Origin of the sequence: Acinetobacter sp. ANC 4470 (assembly GCF_002135335.1) — a bacterium.
GTDB lineage: Bacteria > Pseudomonadota > Gammaproteobacteria > Pseudomonadales > Moraxellaceae > Acinetobacter.
Map to the genome: position 1 here is coordinate 137,100 of NZ_NEGC01000005.1, position 17,445 is coordinate 154,544.

General features: G+C 42.1%; 10 protein-coding genes, 6 tRNA genes and 3 rRNA genes. 6 read left to right on the top strand and 13 right to left on the bottom strand.

All coding sequences use genetic code 11. The features are described from left to right. The first annotated feature begins 471 nt into the window (after positions 1 to 471). The 3 genes from B9T25_RS09170 (at position 472) to B9T25_RS09175 (ending at position 2,608) form a co-directional block, all read left to right on the top strand. Positions 472 to 1,164, top strand: a complete 693-nt coding sequence (locus B9T25_RS09170; protein WP_086188136.1) for a TIGR04219 family outer membrane beta-barrel protein — start codon at positions 472 to 474, stop codon at positions 1,162 to 1,164. Positions 1,165 to 1,706: 542 nt separating this feature from the next. Beyond that, positions 1,707 to 1,823 carry a helix-turn-helix domain-containing protein gene (locus B9T25_RS14865; RefSeq protein ID WP_143222467.1) on the top strand — a complete coding sequence of 39 codons (117 nt, stop codon included), beginning with the start codon at positions 1,707 to 1,709 and terminating at the stop codon, positions 1,821 to 1,823. Next, on the top strand, positions 1,820 to 2,608 hold the full coding sequence (locus B9T25_RS09175; RefSeq protein ID WP_171262753.1) for an IS30 family transposase: 789 nt from the start codon (positions 1,820 to 1,822) through the stop codon (positions 2,606 to 2,608). Before B9T25_RS14865 ends, B9T25_RS09175 begins: the two co-directional genes overlap by 4 nt. A 114-nt stretch (positions 2,609 to 2,722) precedes the next feature. Here the strand turns inward: B9T25_RS09175 and rrf are convergent. The 5 genes from rrf to B9T25_RS09200 form a co-directional block, all read right to left on the bottom strand. Then, positions 2,723 to 2,837, bottom strand: a 5S ribosomal RNA gene (gene rrf / locus B9T25_RS09180). Positions 2,838 to 3,019: 182 nt separating this feature from the next. Continuing rightward, a 23S ribosomal RNA gene (locus B9T25_RS09185) occupies positions 3,020 to 5,917 on the bottom strand. 359 nt (positions 5,918 to 6,276) lie between these two features. After that, positions 6,277 to 6,352 (bottom strand) — tRNA-Ala (locus tag B9T25_RS09190). Between the two features lie 74 nt (positions 6,353 to 6,426). Continuing rightward, a tRNA-Ile gene (locus tag B9T25_RS09195) sits at positions 6,427 to 6,503 on the bottom strand. A 61-nt stretch (positions 6,504 to 6,564) separates the two neighbouring features. Next, positions 6,565 to 8,102, bottom strand: a 16S ribosomal RNA gene (locus B9T25_RS09200). The 16S, 23S and 5S rRNA genes sit together here with 2 tRNA genes alongside, the layout of an rRNA operon. 544 nt (positions 8,103 to 8,646) lie before the next feature. Here B9T25_RS09200 and B9T25_RS09205 point away from each other — a divergent pair. Genes B9T25_RS09205 through B9T25_RS09215 form a run of 3 tightly spaced genes read left to right on the top strand, consistent with a single transcriptional unit; the run spans position 8,647 to position 10,866 of the window. Beyond that, positions 8,647 to 9,150 carry a YfiR family protein gene (locus tag B9T25_RS09205; RefSeq protein ID WP_086188137.1) on the top strand — a complete coding sequence of 168 codons (504 nt, stop codon included), beginning with the start codon at positions 8,647 to 8,649 and terminating at the stop codon, positions 9,148 to 9,150. Between the two features lie 2 nt (positions 9,151 to 9,152). Beyond that, a complete protein-coding gene (locus B9T25_RS09210) occupies positions 9,153 to 10,406 on the top strand; it encodes a sensor domain-containing diguanylate cyclase (protein ID WP_086188138.1) in 1,254 nt (417 codons plus the stop codon). Then, positions 10,387 to 10,866 carry an OmpA family protein gene (locus tag B9T25_RS09215; RefSeq protein WP_086188139.1) on the top strand — a complete coding sequence of 160 codons (480 nt, stop codon included), beginning with the start codon at positions 10,387 to 10,389 and terminating at the stop codon, positions 10,864 to 10,866. The genes B9T25_RS09210 and B9T25_RS09215 overlap by 20 nt, the downstream gene beginning before the upstream one ends. Positions 10,867 to 10,993: 127 nt before the next feature. On the opposite strand, the gene B9T25_RS09220 is transcribed toward B9T25_RS09215, so the two are convergent. The 8 genes from B9T25_RS09220 to secA all read right to left on the bottom strand — a co-directional run bounded on the left by B9T25_RS09220 (position 10,994) and on the right by secA (position 17,400). Next, a tRNA-Pro gene (locus B9T25_RS09220) sits at positions 10,994 to 11,070 on the bottom strand. A gap of 3 nt (positions 11,071 to 11,073) precedes the next feature. After that, positions 11,074 to 11,149, bottom strand: a tRNA-His gene (locus B9T25_RS09225). Between the two features lie 42 nt (positions 11,150 to 11,191). Continuing rightward, positions 11,192 to 11,268, bottom strand: a tRNA-Arg gene (locus B9T25_RS09230). Between the two features lie 46 nt (positions 11,269 to 11,314). After that, positions 11,315 to 11,391, bottom strand: a tRNA-Pro gene (locus B9T25_RS09235). Positions 11,392 to 11,541: 150 nt separating this feature from the next. Next, positions 11,542 to 12,609, bottom strand: a complete 1,068-nt coding sequence (nadA, locus tag B9T25_RS09240) for a quinolinate synthase NadA (RefSeq protein ID WP_086188140.1) — start codon at positions 12,607 to 12,609, stop codon at positions 11,542 to 11,544. 150 nt (positions 12,610 to 12,759) lie between these two features. Beyond that, entirely contained in the window at positions 12,760 to 13,980 is a 1,221-nt protein-coding gene (gene argJ, locus B9T25_RS09245) for a bifunctional glutamate N-acetyltransferase/amino-acid acetyltransferase ArgJ (RefSeq protein WP_086188141.1), read from the bottom strand. A 155-nt stretch (positions 13,981 to 14,135) separates the two neighbouring features. After that, the gene (locus B9T25_RS09250) at positions 14,136 to 14,492 is read right to left on the bottom strand and encodes a hypothetical protein (RefSeq protein ID WP_086188253.1); all 357 of its coding nucleotides are present in this window, start codon (positions 14,490 to 14,492) and stop codon (positions 14,136 to 14,138) included. A 181-nt stretch (positions 14,493 to 14,673) separates the two neighbouring features. Continuing rightward, a complete protein-coding gene (gene secA / locus B9T25_RS09255) occupies positions 14,674 to 17,400 on the bottom strand; it encodes a preprotein translocase subunit SecA (protein ID WP_086188142.1) in 2,727 nt (908 codons plus the stop codon). Positions 17,401 to 17,445: the final 45 nt, after the last annotated feature.

A 17,445-nucleotide genomic window follows, 5' to 3' on the forward strand; every position in this document is an offset into this window, starting at 1 on the left:
AAAATTAATTTTTTTATGTCTGAAGTTAGTTCTACGCCTTTTGAGCATTCTGTTCTAAATTGCAAACAGGCAGTCATTACAAAATCTTGCTTAAAGTCTTTTGCTTCTTTTTGCCTTTCAATGCTTGAACAATACCCATTTTTTGGGCTTTTTTCTGTATTTTTTACGGAAATTATTTGATTTTATAATCTATATATTACTAGTTGATCAAAAAAATAGCTTTTTTTCAAGTCACGACTGGTATATTGCACTTTTTATTATCCAAACTTAAATTTTTACAGCAACATTCGACATAACATCATCGCCATAAACAAACGGCATGTTAGTAATCTCATACCACCTCTTTTACAAATAACAGCGATGCAATTTACTTTCATTCACTATATGATTCGTCAGTTCAGCATTCACTGATGCTCTTTAAATCACCAAATTATTTTACAAGAAATAATAGACACCATATTTAGGATTTCCATGCAAACACTCAATTTTTTTTGTTTTGTACTCGGACTAAGTGCATTTAACGCAGCACAAGCCGATATTATTGCAGCCAAAGGCGGTATTGATTACTGGCACTATAATGCTGATTTAAATCATCCAGCATCTGTAGGACCACAAACAGAGCTTGAAGATGATCACGGCATGTCATTTTTCATTGCAGTGGAACATCCAGTGCCATTTTTACCCAACCTAAAAATTAAACATAGCAATTTACAGGCTGAAAGTGATCAGAGTTTTGCAGGAGTAAAAAACCATCAGGTCGATCTCGATTATTCAGACTTTATTCTGTATTACGAAATACTGGATAATATTGTATCTGCAGATGTTGGCTTCGGTGCCAAGCGTGTGGAAGGTGATATTCGCCAAAACTATACTCAAACACAAGAAGTCAGTGGTACTGTGCCGATGATCTATGCGCAAGCTGGTGTTAAACTACCATTTACTGGACTCAGTGTCAGTGCTGAAGCCAGTTTTGCTGCATTAGATGATGATAAAATTACCGATGCACAAGCTGAACTCAAATATAACTTCGTCGATACAATACTGGTCGATGTCGGGGCTAAAGTAGGTTATCGCATTTTAGATATTCAGCTCGAAGAGGGTTCCAACCAAGAAGCTAAATTAAAATTTAAAGGTCCTTACTTGGGTATAGATGTACATTTTTAGCCTTATTGTAAGTCTGGGCTTACATGAAATACAGAAAATAACCGCTATTCAAGTACAGTAATTTTCCCTATATTTAAGTTATACAGAAACAGGGTGTTTCTAAAAAACAAAAAGTACAAAACAGCAGGATGCTGAGGTAGAACAAAAGTAATACCTTTAAACGAATACGAAAAAGCCTCGGCATAATGTCGAGGCTTTTTTCATACACATGATGAATATTATCCAAAAATAAAAAAGAGTTTCACCTATCAACAAGTAGTGAATAACTATCCCTCCTTTAGACAAATTCTGTCTATTCTTTTTGCATAGAAGAAACATTATGAGTGGACAATGCTATACCCAGAATCTCTAAAGATGAAATCTTTAAATGGATTGCTCAACCACACCGCTTTGCAAGCGCCTGCCAGAGCAAAGTATCAATTTATTCTTGAATACAGCCATCAATTTAAGATCTTAGATGAAGTGCAACAAAGATTAATTTAGGTGGGAAGTGAGATGAGATAGCATTTTGCTTTCAGACCGACCAAAGTCAAAGTTGCACAATGAACTACGCTCATCTCACTCAAGAAGAAAGATATCAAATTTATACTTTATTACGTGAAGGTTTTTCCACACGTCATCTTGTGCTCAGATTGAAACGCGCGCCCTCTACAATTTGAGAGAAATCAAACGCAATCGAAACAGAAATGGTTACTTCGCCAAGCATGTGCATAAGCTGGCTAAAAGACGTCAAATCTCGAATCATAAAATCATTGATTCTGCTTTATGGAAACAGGTTAAAAGTTATCTTGCTCTGCAATGGAGTCCTGAACAGATTGCCTCACATATCGCTGTCAGCATGCATTCAATCTACCGCTATATCCAACAAGATAAAATGAGAGGTGGTCATCTATATCAGCATTTACGTTTTAGGAATCAACGCAAGAGAAAGTATGGACATCCAGAAACCCGCGGGAAATTGAGTAATCGAAGAAGTATTCATGAAAGACCTCAGATTATTGATCAGCGGTCACGTTTTGGCGATCTAGAAATAGATACAATTGTTGACAAGAATCATCAGCAATCTTTAGTTTCGATTGTGGACAGAAAAACTGGTTATCTATGGCTAAAAAAGTGCCGTACCCGTAAGAGTCAGGATATTCGTGAAGCAACTGTTGATTTGCTCCACTCGTTCAAAGAAGAATTACAAACGATTACCGCAGATAATGGTAAAGAGTTTAGCCTGCATGAACAAATCGCTGATGAGCTGGGAATTGACTTCTACTTTGCTGATCCCTACAGCGCATGGCAGAGAGGGACGCATGAAAATACCAATGGGTTGATACGACAATATATTAGAAAAGGGAATCATTTAAATGATTATTCAGACGACTATATTGCTGAGATCACTCACCGATTGAATCATCACCCAAGAAAAAGACTCGGATTTAAAAGTCCGAGTTAGATAGTATTGCAAGAGAAGAGTGTTGTACTTCAAATACTAATCTAAGCTTAGTAATCATTTATCAGGGATAAAAAAACACCCCCAACGCTTGTTGGGGGTGTTTTAGGAATAATGAGCTGGCGATGACTTACTCTCACATGGGTAACCCCACACTACCATCAGCGCGAAGAGGTTTCACTTCTGAGTTCGGGAAGGGATCAGGTGGTTCACTCTTGCTATTGTCGCCAGCACAACTGTTTATGGATACTTGCTTGGGTCTTATTTATTCACTTTTCAGTGTATGCCTTCGCTTTTTCCAAATGAGTTATTAACAGATTATGCTAAATTTGAGTTGACATTGTAACTAGCTTTTACACTAAATCAAGTATTTTGTATCGAATTAGATGAGCAATACAACTGTTTGGGTGTTGTATAGTCAAGCCTCACGAGCAATTAGTATTGGTCAGCTTCATGCATCACTGCACTTCCACATCCAACCTATCAACGTCGTAGTCTTCAACGGCTCTTTAGAGGACATAAAGTCCTTGGGAAATCTTATCTTGAGGTAGGCTTCCCGCTTAGATGCTTTCAGCGGTTATCCCTTCCGAACATAGCTACCCGGCGATGCAACTGGCGTTACAACCGGTACACCAGAGGTTCGTCCACTCTGGTCCTCTCGTACTAGGAGCAGATCCTCTCAAATTTCCAACGCCCACGGTAGATAGGGACCGAACTGTCTCACGACGTTCTAAACCCAGCTCGCGTACCTCTTTAAATGGCGAACAGCCATACCCTTGGGACCTGCTTCAGCCCCAGGATGAGATGAGCCGACATCGAGGTGCCAAACACCGCCGTCGATATGAACTCTTGGGCGGTATCAGCCTGTTATCCCCAGAGTACCTTTTATCCGTTGAGCGATGGCCCTTCCATACAGAACCACCGGATCACTAAGACCTACTTTCGTACCTGCTCGACTTGTGGGTCTCGCAGTTAAGCGCGCTTTTGCCTTTATACTCTACGCGTGATTTCCGACCACGCTGAGCGCACCTTCGTACTCCTCCGTTACTCTTTAGGAGGAGACCGCCCCAGTCAAACTACCCACCAGACATGGTCCTCGCTCCAGATAATGGAGCAGAGTTAGAACCTCAATATTACCAGGGTGGTATTTCAAGATTGGCTCCACTCGAACTAGCGTCCGAGTTTCAAAGCCTCCCACCTATCCTACACAAGTAAGATCAAAGTTCAATGTCAAGCTGCAGTAAAGGTTCACGGGGTCTTTCCGTCTAGCCGCGGGTACACCGCATCTTCACGGCGAATTCGATTTCACTGAGTCTCTGCTGGAGACAGCGCCCCCATCATTATGCCATTCGTGCAGGTCGGAACTTACCCGACAAGGAATTTCGCTACCTTAGGACCGTTATAGTTACGGCCGCCGTTTACTGGGGCTTCGATCAAGAGCTTCGCTTACGCTAACCCCATCAATTAACCTTCCAGCACCGGGCAGGCATCACACCCTATACGTCCACTTTCGTGTTTGCAGAGTGCTATGTTTTTAATAAACAGTTGCAGGGGCCTGGTTTCTGTGGCTGCCAACCGCTCAGGGAGTAAATCCCATCACCGTCGGCAGCGTACCTTCTCCCGAAGTTACGGTACCATTTTGCCTAGTTCCTTCAGCAGAGTTCTCTCAAGCGCTTTGGTCTACTCGACCTGACCACCTGTGTCGGTTTCGGGTACGATTCCTGTGTAACTGAAGCTTAGAGACTTTTCCTGGAAGCATGGTATCAGCCACTTCACTGTACAAGTACAGCTTGCTATCAGTTCTCAGCATAGAGTACCCCGGATTTGCCTAAGATACATGCCTACAACCTTTCACCTGGACAACCAACGCCAGGCTGACTTAACCTTCTCCGTCCTCTCATCGCATTACACAGAAGTATTGGAATATTAACCAATTTCCCATCGACTACGCCTCTCGGCCTCGCCTTAGGGGTCGACTCACCCAGCCCCGATTAACGTTGGACTGGAACCCTTGGTCTTTCAGCGTGCGAGTTTTTCACTCGCATTGTCGTTACTCACGTCAGCATTCGCACTTCTGATACCTCCAGCAGACTTCTCAATCCACCTTCATCGGCTTACAGAACGCTCCCCTACCACTTGCAATAAATTGCAAATCCGCAGCTTCGGCATATAGTTTTAGCCCCGTTACATCTTCCGCGCAGGCCGACTCGACTAGTGAGCTATTACGCTTTCTTTAAAGGGTGGCTGCTTCTAAGCCAACCTCCTAGCTGTCTATGCCTTCCCACATCGTTTCCCACTTAACTATAATTTTGGGGCCTTAGCTGGCGGTCTGGATTGTTTTCCTCTTGACTACGGACGTTAGCACCCGCAGTCTGTCTCCCGGATAGTACTCATTGGTATTCGGAGTTTGCATCGGTTTGGTAAGTCGGGATGACCCCCTAGCCGAAACAGTGCTCTACCCCCAATGGTATTCGTCCGAGGCGCTACCTAAATAGCTTTCGGGGAGAACCAGCTATCACCGAGTTTGATTAGCCTTTCACCCCTATCCACAAGTCATCCCCTGGCTTTTCAACGACAGTGGGTTCGGTCCTCCAGTTAGTGTTACCCAACCTTCAACCTGCTCATGGATAGATCACCCGGTTTCGGGTCTATACCCAGCAACTAATGCGCCCTATTAAGACTCGATTTCTCTACGGCTCCCCTATTCGGTTAACCTTGCTACTGAATATAAGTCGCTGACCCATTATACAAAAGGTACGCAGTCACCGGACGCAATGCCGGCTCCCACTGCTTGTATGCATGCGGTTTCAGGATCTATTTCACTCCCCTCACAGGGGTTCTTTTCGCCTTTCCCTCACGGTACTGGTTCACTATCGGTCAGTCAGGAGTATTTAGCCTTGGAGGATGGTCCCCCCATATTCAGACAAGGTTTCACGTGCCTCGCCCTACTCGACATCATTATCTAAGCCCTTTCGTGTACAGGACTATCACCCACTACGGTTGCACTTCCCAGAGCATTCCACTAGAACTTAGATAACTTAATGGGCTTTTCCCCGTTCGCTCGCCGCTACTAAGGGAATCTCAATTGATTTCTTTTCCTAAGGGTACTGAGATGTTTCACTTCCCCTCGTTCGCTTCGCATGACTATGTATTCATCATGCGATACCTACCTTATGGTAAGTGGGTTTCCCCATTCAGAAATCTCCGGATCACAGGATATTTGCCGCCTCCCCGGAGCTTTTCGCAGGCTATTACGTCTTTCATCGCCTCTGACTGCCAAGGCATCCACCACATGCACTTAATTACTTGACTATACAACCCCAAACAGTCGTTTCAACACTACAAGTTAATGTTGATGACCTTGCCTAAAGTTTTGTAGATTTAACTACAGTACAGCTTCAATCTAGTTCGTTTTCCAAAACGCTTGATTCAGTTAATCGCTAGTGCTCAGTTCTTTATTTCATTCAACAGTAACAAGTTACTGCTAAAATCAATTCAGTTCTGAGTTTAAACAATTTATTTCAACTCAAATTTATAATCTGTTAATGATTAACTACGTCTTCGTCAGATCGCAGGTAACTGTGATAAATCACAGAATTTAATAAACACAATACCAATCAAATCTTTGATTCGCATATTTACTAAATTCTGTAATCAACTTGCTTAATATATGGTGGAGACTAACGGAGTCGAACCGTTGACCTCCTGCGTGCAAAGCAGGCGCTCTACCAACTAAGCTAAGTCCCCAGCTTATCATTAGATTCGATATATCTTCTTCTCTGTCTCTCTAAATAGATCACTCTATCTAGTGTTCGTTAGATTGGTGGGTCTGACAAGATTTGAACTTGTGACCCCACGCTTATCAAGCGTGTGCTCTAACCAACTGAGCTACAGACCCTCAGATACATCTTCATGAAGAACAACTTGTTGTGGATTCTTACCGATCGTCAATCTTTCGTTAAGGAGGTGATCCAGCCGCAGGTTCCCCTACGGCTACCTTGTTACGACTTCACCCCAGTCGTCGGCCACACCGTGGTAAGCGTCCTCCTTGCGGTTAGACTACCTACTTCTGGTGCAACAAACTCCCATGGTGTGACGGGCGGTGTGTACAAGGCCCGGGAACGTATTCACCGCGGCATTCTGATCCGCGATTACTAGCGATTCCGACTTCATGGAGTCGAGTTGCAGACTCCAATCCGGACTACGATCGGCTTTTTGAGATTAGCATCCTATCGCTAGGTAGCAACCCTTTGTACCGACCATTGTAGCACGTGTGTAGCCCTGGTCGTAAGGGCCATGATGACTTGACGTCGTCCCCGCCTTCCTCCAGTTTGTCACTGGCAGTATCCTTAAAGTTCCCGGCTTAACCCGCTGGCAAATAAGGAAAAGGGTTGCGCTCGTTGCGGGACTTAACCCAACATCTCACGACACGAGCTGACGACAGCCATGCAGCACCTGTATGTAAGCTCCCGAAGGCACCAATCCATCTCTGGAAAGTTCTTACTATGTCAAGACCAGGTAAGGTTCTTCGCGTTGCATCGAATTAAACCACATGCTCCACCGCTTGTGCGGGCCCCCGTCAATTCATTTGAGTTTTAGTCTTGCGACCGTACTCCCCAGGCGGTCTACTTATCGCGTTAGCTGCGCCACTAAAGTCTCAAAGACCCCAACGGCTAGTAGACATCGTTTACGGCATGGACTACCAGGGTATCTAATCCTGTTTGCTCCCCATGCTTTCGTACCTCAGTGTCAGTATTAGGCCAGATGGCTGCCTTCGCCATCGGTATTCCTCCAGATCTCTACGCATTTCACCGCTACACCTGGAATTCTACCATCCTCTCCCATACTCTAGTCTCCCAGTATCGAATGCAATTCCTAAGTTAAGCTCAGGGATTTCACATCCGACTTAAAAGACCACCTACGCACGCTTTACGCCCAGTAAATCCGATTAACGCTCGCACCCTCTGTATTACCGCGGCTGCTGGCACAGAGTTAGCCGGTGCTTATTCTGCGAGTAACGTCCACTCTCCTAGAGTATTAATCTAGGGAGCCTCCTCCTCGCTTAAAGTGCTTTACAACCAAAAGGCCTTCTTCACACACGCGGCATGGCTGGATCAGGGTTCCCCCCATTGTCCAATATTCCCCACTGCTGCCTCCCGTAGGAGTCTGGGCCGTGTCTCAGTCCCAGTGTGACGGATCATCCTCTCAGACCCGTTACAGATCGTCGCCTTGGTAGGCCTTTACCCCACCAACTAGCTAATCTGACTTAGGCTCATCTATTAGCGCAAGGTCCGAAGATCCCCTGCTTTCCCCCGTAGGGCGTATGCGGTATTAGCATTCCTTTCGAAATGTTGTCCCCCACTAATAGGCAGATTCCTAAGTATTACTCACCCGTCCGCCGCTAAGTTAAGTAGCAAGCTACTTTTCCCCGCTCGACTTGCATGTGTTAAGCCTGCCGCCAGCGTTCAATCTGAGCCATGATCAAACTCTTCAGTTTAATATTGCTTAGTGCCTTAAAGGGCACCAATCTTGGCTCATCAATTTTCTGACAAATATTTCTCAAATAAACTTCGAGTAATTTCTACCATCAATCAATGAAAATAATTTCGATCAATCAATCAGTAAAAATCCACACAAGTTGTTCTTCATAATCTCTTAATGATCTTCTTACTGATTCGTCATCAGCAAGCTAGGTCGGCAATACTACTCTCTTTCCAGAGAAAGTCAACTGGTTTTGTTAAATATTTTTCCGACAAATCCAAGTTTAAATCTAATCCTAAAATCTCATTCGAAATCTTAACAACCCAATCAACTTATTGATTTACCAGAGGTTTTATTTAACATCACCGCCGATGGATACGCATTATAGGCGAAAAAAATCCCCACGCAACCCCTTTTTCAAAACTTTCTTATCGTCTGCTTGTTTATTCTACAAAAAGGCTTTTTTTGATTACTTGATGTCCGTTTTTATCACTATTCTTATACTCTTTTTTTAGTTAAACTCATCCTTCCTACATTCCCCACCCTAAAACACCCTCAAAATGCCATCACTAAAACAAAAAATTATCCTACTTTTACTGGCGCTATCATACACAACCTCAAACTATGCTGCTCCTCATCAAAATAACAGTATTGTTGCAACAACTTTTTCAATTTTAAGTTATTCAAGATTAAGTAATCTATCTAATATCTGCATCATTAGTAATGAAGCACTTGCCACTCAATTTAAAATCCACAACCAACAAAACAACCTGCATCATCAAATTTACTCAATCAACACCACTGAGTTGGCAAGCACCTCTTGCCAAGCAATCATATTTTCCTCACTTACAGCCCAAGAAGAGCAACATCTTCTCAATACAGCTGTTCGCTACCCAGCACTATCTATTAGTGCAAATAATCTGAATTGCGAAATAGGAAGTGCTTTTTGCCTTTATAAAAAAAATAAGCATCTAAGCTTTAAAATTAATTTAGAAAGTTTAAGTCAATCCAAAGTTCACATCGATCCGCGCGTTTTACTTTTAGCAAAGCCAAGTGAGCAGTAATAATGAAAAATATTAATAACATTACTTCACTACAGCAGCTATTTAAACGATCACAACTTGCCATTTTTATACTCACTTTTGCTATTTGCACCATGATCTTTGCGGTAATTTCCACTTACACAATGGAAACTTACGCCAATCGCAACTTACATGTTTTATCAGAAGCTCTTGGCGAACGAATTCAGCCAGCTGTAGTCTTTAAAGATCAAACCACAATCACACAGATCCTTGCAGAATATTCAAAAAAACATCCTATTCGTTCAATTCAGGTTTTAGACAATCAAAACCACCCACTTGCACAGGTCAAATACAACGAAAGCTCAACCCCCTCAAGTCAGGTAATTTTAGATCATCTATTTTTCAACCAACCAGCAATTATTAATATTCAACACAATCAAGAGAATTATGGCAAATTAATTGTTTATGGTAATTCATCTGCTTTAGTTAGCTTTTTCTATAAACTACTACTCGGTTTAATACTTGGCTTTCTCATGATGCTTGCTGTTCTTTTTTGGTCTGTGAGCAACCTATATCAACATCTAATGAGGTCATTACAACCAATTGTCGAAACAGCACAAATGATTAGTGAAGAAAAAAACTATCAATTACGCTTATCTGATTCAGATATACAAGAATTTCAAGAGCTTAATATCGCCTTCAACGAGCTGTTAGAAAAAATCCACACATCGAGCCAACAACTACAAACCGAAAATATCAAACTCAGCCATCAAGCACATCACGACGAACTCACCGAACTCCCCAATCGACATTATTTCTACCAAACTTTATTTAGTTTATTCGACTCTAAACACAGAGAACATATTGCTTTATTTTTTATTGATAACAATAACTTTAAAGATATTAATGACCAATACGGCCATTTAGCGGGTGATGCTGTACTGCAAGAAATGGCAAAACGATTAAAATCAAACTTACGTCAACATGATTTTATTACTCGTCTGGGCGGAGATGAATTCGCGATTATTGTCCACAATATTCAACAGCCACAGCAATTAGCCAGTATTTGCGAACACCTATTAAGTTGCAGCAAAGCACCTCTTATTTTCGAAAAAGCTGAAATTTATTTCAGTTTCAGTATTGGTATTGCTTTTGCAAAACACGCCACATCCCCAGAAGAATTGATTACTCAAGCCGACAGTGCAATGTATCGCGCAAAAACGTTGCCGCACCACTGGTTTATCTCCCCCAATCTAAATAACACAGAGGCTCAAGCAGATGCATGTCAAAATAATTAAGACAACTTTAACCATTTTATTCTGTGCTTTTTTAACAGCATGTATGAATCTCGGTCATCTCAATTACAAACAAGTGCACATGTTAAAAAAAGAAGGATTCTCATTAACCAATGAAGGCTGGACACTCGCGCTACCCGAAAAACTATTGTTTGGTTTTGACAGCACAGAAATTCAAGAGTCACACAAAACATCTCTCCACCGCCTATCCTCGCAACTGCAAAAGTATGATTTAGATAAATTAAAAATCATTGGGCATACCGATGATATTGGAAATGAAAATTACAACCAAACACTCTCAGAAAAACGTGCGCAGAATGTTGCCAATGTTTTTATTCAAGCTGGTTATAAACAACAAAATATTCAAACTTTTGGACGTGGCTCAAGCCAACCATTAGTACAGAATACCTCCAATGAAAATCGGGCAATCAACCGTCGTGTTAACGTCGTTATTATTCCTTAATCGACTTTTAATACAAAAACTCTCTCCACCAAGAAGAGGGTTTTTTATTTTCTTATATTTAATTTCACAAATTTCAGGCATAAAAAAACCGCACTTAAGCGGATTATTTATATCATCTTCTAGAAGATGGTCGGAGCAGTAGGATTCGAACCTACGACCCCCTGGTCCCAAACCAGGTGCGCTACCAAGCTGCGCCATGCTCCGAATTGGGGTGAATGATGGGGCTCGAACCCACGACAACCGGAATCACAATCCGGGGCTCTACCAACTGAGCTACATCCACCGTTACAACATTTTAGATTCTAAAATATCAAGCTACCATAAATGGTGCGCCTGACAGGATTCGAACCTGTGACCATCCGCTTAGAAGGCGGATGCTCTATCCTACTGAGCTACAGGCGCATGACCTATGATATTAAAATATCATTAAACCTTCGCCTTGAAGAATTGGTCGGAGCAGTAGGATTCGAACCTACGACCCCCTGGTCCCAAACCAGGTGCGCTACCAAGCTGCGCCATGCTCCGATTCATCTTAGCTTTATACTACACTTCGTGCGGTACGGTGTGCATTCTAGGCGTGACGCTTAGTAACGTCAACACCTATATTCAAAAAAACTTAAAAAACCACATCAAGTGTATATTTATCAAGCATCTTAGATATTTTATATACAAATATTAGCGTTTTAAATTGGCACTGAAGTTTAACATGCGATCTAGAGGTAATTTAGCCCGTTCCGCGAGTGCTGGATCAACGTGTATTTCTTGATCGGCTTTTTGTAAAACAGCTAAAATTCCATCCAATTCATTCATTGCCATCCAAGGACAATGTGCGCAAGAGCGACACGTTGCTCCCTCACCAGCTGTTGGTGCTTCAATTAGAATTTTATTGGGAACCGCTTGTTGCATTTTATAGAAGATGCCACGATCCGTTGCTACAATTAAATACTTATTCGGTAAAGTCTGTGCAGCTTTAATCAGCTGAGAGGTACTTCCCACAGCATCAGCAATATCCACCACCGATTCTGGTGACTCAGGATGCACCAATACCGCTGCATCTGGATACAATGCTTTCATATTGGCAATGCCACGTGCACGAAACTCTTCATGCACAATACAAGCACCATCCCAAAGCAACATCTCTGCACCCGTTTTCTTTTGGATATAACGCCCCAGATGCTGGTCTGGTGCCCAAATAATCTTTTCACCCAAACTATCTAGATGTTCAATAATTTCCACCGCACAGCTTGAAGTGACCACCCAATCAGCACGCGCTTTAACCGCAGCAGAAGTATTGGCATAAACCACAACAGTGTAATCAGGATGCGCATCACAAAATGCGGTGAACTCATCTACAGGACAGCCCAAATCTAAAGAACAAGTGGCTTCTAAAGTTGGCATGAGCACCGTTTTTTCTGGAGAGAGAATTTTTGAGGTCTCGCCCATAAATTTCACACCAGCCACCACCAAGGTTGAAGCCTCATGATCACGACCAAAACGTGCCATTTCTAATGAATCTGAAACACAGCCACCAGACAGTTCAGCCAGCTCTTGAACTTCAGGATCGCAATAGTAGTGTGCGACAAGGACAGCATCGCGTTTTTTGAGTTCTGCAAGAATTTGCGCAAATTTTTGCTGTTTGACCTCATCACTCAAATGAATATTTTTAGGCTCGCCTAAACGATCTAAATGCGCCTGCACAATAGATTTAGCCTCATTGGCAATTAAATTGGTCGCATCATTCATAAAAACGTCTTCTCTATCCTTAGTGCCTGTTTACTAACAAGCAATACACTCAATCCACTGATCAAAATGGCATCATGCTTTTTTGATCAATCATTAAAAACTTTTTATTACAAAAAAGCCTCACAACGGAGGCCTTTCATTCAACAAAACTTAAGAACGGTAATCTGCATTGATCTTGACATAGTCATAAGAAAGATCGCAAGTATAGACCGTATCTTTTGCTTGCCCTCGCCCTAAATCGACACGAATGGTCATTTCAGCTTGAGACATTACACGTGCGCCAGCTTCTTCCGTATAGTCCGCTGCTGCACCACCATCTTTACAGATTTGTACATCATCTAACCAAACTTGGATTTTTTCAACGTCTAAATTTTTAACACCCGCATAACCAATCGCAGCAAGGATACGCCCCCAGTTTGGATCGGATGCAAAAATGGCAGTTTTCACTAAAGGTGAATGCGCAATACTATAAGCAATATCGCAACATTCTTGCGTATCTGCTCCGCCTTCAACAGTAATCGTAATAAATTTAGTTGCCCCTTCACCATCACGAATAATGAGTTGTGCGAGGCGTGTCATCACGCGGGTGAGAACTTCGAGAACCTTTGCATAACGTGCATCATCCACTGATGTAATTTCTGTGCCACCGGCTTGACCTGTAGCAACCAAAATACATGAGTCATTGGTTGAGGTATCACCATCGACCGTAATACGGTTAAATGAAACATCCACAGTGGTTGTTAAAAGCTGTTGTACCAATTCACGACTGATAGGGGCATCGGTCGCAACATAGCTCAACATGGTCGCCATATTTGGGCGAATCATGCCTGCGCCTTTAGAAATACCCGTCATGGTATAAGTGATACCATCTAGCTCAAATTGTTCAGATGCACCTTTAGGTAAAGTATCTGTAGTCATAATGCCGGACGCAGCATCTAACCAAGCATCATCTTTAAGGGTATTGAGCGCAGGCTGTAAACCTGTCAATAAGCGCTCTAAAGGAAGTTGCTCCCCTATCACGCCTGTTGAAAAAGGCAAAATTTCTGTTTTAGATACACCTGCCAGTTCAGCCAATTTCGCACAGGTTGCTTCAGCATTCGCCATGCCAATTTTGCCTGTACCCGCATTGGCATTACCGGTATTAATCACTAAATAACGTGGATTACCCAGCTGAAGATGCGCTTTACATACATGGACTGGCGCGGCACAAAATGCATTTTGGGTAAATACACCCGCAACATTTGAACCATCTGCAAATTCAAAAATGACAAGGTCACGTCGGTTCTGATAGCGTACATAAGCTTCAGCAGAACCAATTTTTACACCTTTAACCACATGCATTTGTGGCATTGTTACGTCGCCCACCGCCATTTTCAAACTTCCCAATAAGTGCGTGATAAAATGACAGCTTAGTAGAAATTGATTAAAAAATCGAGCAGAACACTTTGTTTGATTTATTTTTTATTCAATGGTGCTTTCAAAGCATAAAAACCAGTCCGAAGACTGGTCTAAAAAATAAACTACGCTTAGTTTGACGCTAATTGTGCAGATTCTGACAATAATGCTTGTTTCGCTTTCTCTTGACTTGCAGTGGATAATGCAGGATTGGAAGCCACAATACGATTTACATTTGCTGCATTAGCAGCAGTTACTGCTGCAGTCTTTAAGATAACTGGACGTTGATTCGGATTCGCAAAAGTATAACGAATTCCTGTACGAGGGCTCATCACCGTAATGTTGTCATCTTTAACTACGGCTTGAGCAGTTGTTGCTCCACGAGCAGCTTGTACTTTATCTACAGTGGTTGTTTGAGCCGTATTTGCAAAAGTTAAAGCAGGTAGAGCTAAAGCTGCAATCATCAATGTTTGTAATGCTTTTTTCATTGTCTTTCCGCTTTTCAGAGTTAGATATGCAACTAAATACCATTTAATTTCACTCTCTGCAAACATATTCACATATTGAAAAACTAAATTGCGCATTCAAATTGAATAAAAAAGCCACTTTATCTATTGTCTCTTAATACAGCAGAACAATCGTTAAAGTGGCTGATTAATCGAGGTAAAATTAAATTTTACCGTGACATTGCTTGTATTTTAAACCCGAACCACATGGACAAACCGCATTACGATTTGACGGTGGAATGATATTTTGTTCATCAACAGCGTTGAATTGAAAATTACTGTCTTCTGACAATGTGATATCACCTGTCAAACCATCTACTTCTGCATGAGAAAGATTCAATTTCATTGCTTCAGCTTGTGCTTGTTTCTGTGCTTCCATTTCAGCGAGTTCTTCGGCTGTAGGCACATGCACACGTGAAAGATCTGTAATCACATCAGATTTAATCACAGCCAACATGTTCACAAACAAGTTAAATGCTTCTTTTTTATACTCTTGTTCAGGATTCTTTTGTGCATAACCACGCAAATGAATACCTTGACGCAAGTAATCCATAGCTGCCAAATGTTCTTTCCAGTGACGATCCAACGCACTCAGCATAAAGTGACGTTCGAGCATGGCTGCAGATTCAGCACCCATTTGTTCACGACGATTACGATAGCGTGTCACGATTTCATCTGAAATACGTGCAACCAAAGCTTCTTCATCTAAACGACGGTCTTCTTCTAACCATTGATTAACAGGTAAATCAATGCCGAGGTCATCACGTAGTGCACGTTCTAGACCCGCAATATCCCATTGATCATGAATTGATTCAGGTGGAATATAATTTTCAATCACACCTTTGATCACTTCTTGATGCATTTCTTCAATGTAATCTTGCAAGGTGCTTTCAGCGAGTACGTCATCACGTTGCGAATAAATAATTTTACGTTGTTCGTTATTGACGTCATCGTATTTTAATAAGTTCTTACGAATATCAAAGTTACGTGCTTCTACTTTACGTTGCGCATTTTCAATTGAACGTGACACCATTTTATGTTCAATGGCTTCATCTTCTTGCAAGCCCATGGCACGCATCATGCTTACAACGCGATCACCCGCGAAGATACGCATCAAGTCATCTTCTAATGACAAATAGAAACGTGACACACCTGGATCACCTTGACGACCTGCACGACCACGTAACTGGTTATCAATACGACGTGATTCGTGACGCTCCGAACCAATAATATGTAAACCCCCTGAACTTAACACCATATCATGGTGTTGTTCCCATTCAGCTTTTAAGCGTGCTTCATCTTCAGCCGTATAATTTTCAATTTTGGCAAGTTTCGCTTTCCAGTTACCACCGAGCAAAATATCGGTACCACGACCCGCCATATTGGTTGCAATGGTCACCGCATTTGGTGAACCTGCTTGCGCAATAATGTCGGCTTCACGCTCATGCTGTTTTGCATTTAACACTTCGTGCGTAATACCAGCTTCTTTTAATTTATCAGACAAAATTTCCGAGGCTTCAATGGTCGCTGTACCAATCAAAATTGGTGCAACACCTGCTTCATGAATATTTTGAATTTCTTGAATGATGGCATCGTATTTACCATTACGATTTAAATAAATTAAATCATTCATGTCATTACGAACCATTGGTCGGTGTGTAGGAATAAGGACTACATCCAAACCATAAATTTCTTTCATTTCCGCAGCTTCAGTATCAGCTGTACCGGTCATACCCGAAAGCTTTTTATAAAGACGGAAATAGTTCTGGAATGTCGTGGTTGCCAATGTTTGGTTTTCAGGTTGAATTTCCAAACCTTCTTTTGCCTCAACCGCTTGGTGCAAACCTTCTGACCAACGACGACCCGGCATGGTACGACCGGTGTTCTCATCAACAATAATTACTTCGCCATCGTTAATGATGTATTGAACATTACGTTGATACAAATAATGCGCACGAATCGCGGCAGTCACATGATGAACCAAATTTAAGTTTGCTGCCGAATAGAGGCTTTCTCCTTCCGCCAACAAGCCCATACCAATCAGTTCATCTTCCACTGTTTCAAAACCAATTTCAGTCATTTCAACTGAACGTTGCTTTTCATCAATCCAGAAGTGTCCACCATCGGCAACTTTTTCTTCTTTCTGTGCACGAAGTTTAGGTGGAATACTATTAATTGCCGCATACAATTGTGAAGAGTCATCACTTTGACCCGAGATGATCAATGGTGTACGTGCTTCATCAATTAAGATCGAATCGACCTCATCGATAATGGCATAGCTTAGACCACGCTGTTTTTTCTCAGCCAGTGAAAACACCATGTTGTCACGAAGGTAATCAAAACCGAATTCGTTATTGGTACCGTAGGTAATATCCGCACGATAGGCTTCAGCTTTTTCGGTCGGATTCTGCATCGAGTAAATAATACCAATGCTTAAACCTAAGAATTCAAATAACGGGCGGTTTAACTCGGCATCACGTTGTGCCAAATAGTCATTCACCGTGATGACATGTACACCCTGACCACTAATCGCATTCAGATAACAGGCCAAAGTTCCCATGAGGGTTTTACCTTCACCGGTACGCATTTCTGCAACTTTACCTTCATGCAGCGTAACACCACCAATCAACTGTACATCGTAGTGACGCATCCCCATGATTCGCTTTGCCGCTTCACGACAAACAGCAAATGCTTCTGGCAATAATTTATCCAGACTTTCGCCTTTGTTATACCGTTGTTTGAATTCTTCAGTTTTAGCAGATAAGTCTGCATCGCTTAGTGCAGATATCGTCGGCTCGAGCGCATTAATCTTATCTACGATTTTACGCATGCGTTTGAGTTCGCGCTCATTTTTGGTACCGAAGATGCCTCCGATCAGACTTGCCAACATGAATAGACTCTCTAAATCTTGCTTGTCAAATGAATAAATTTTTTC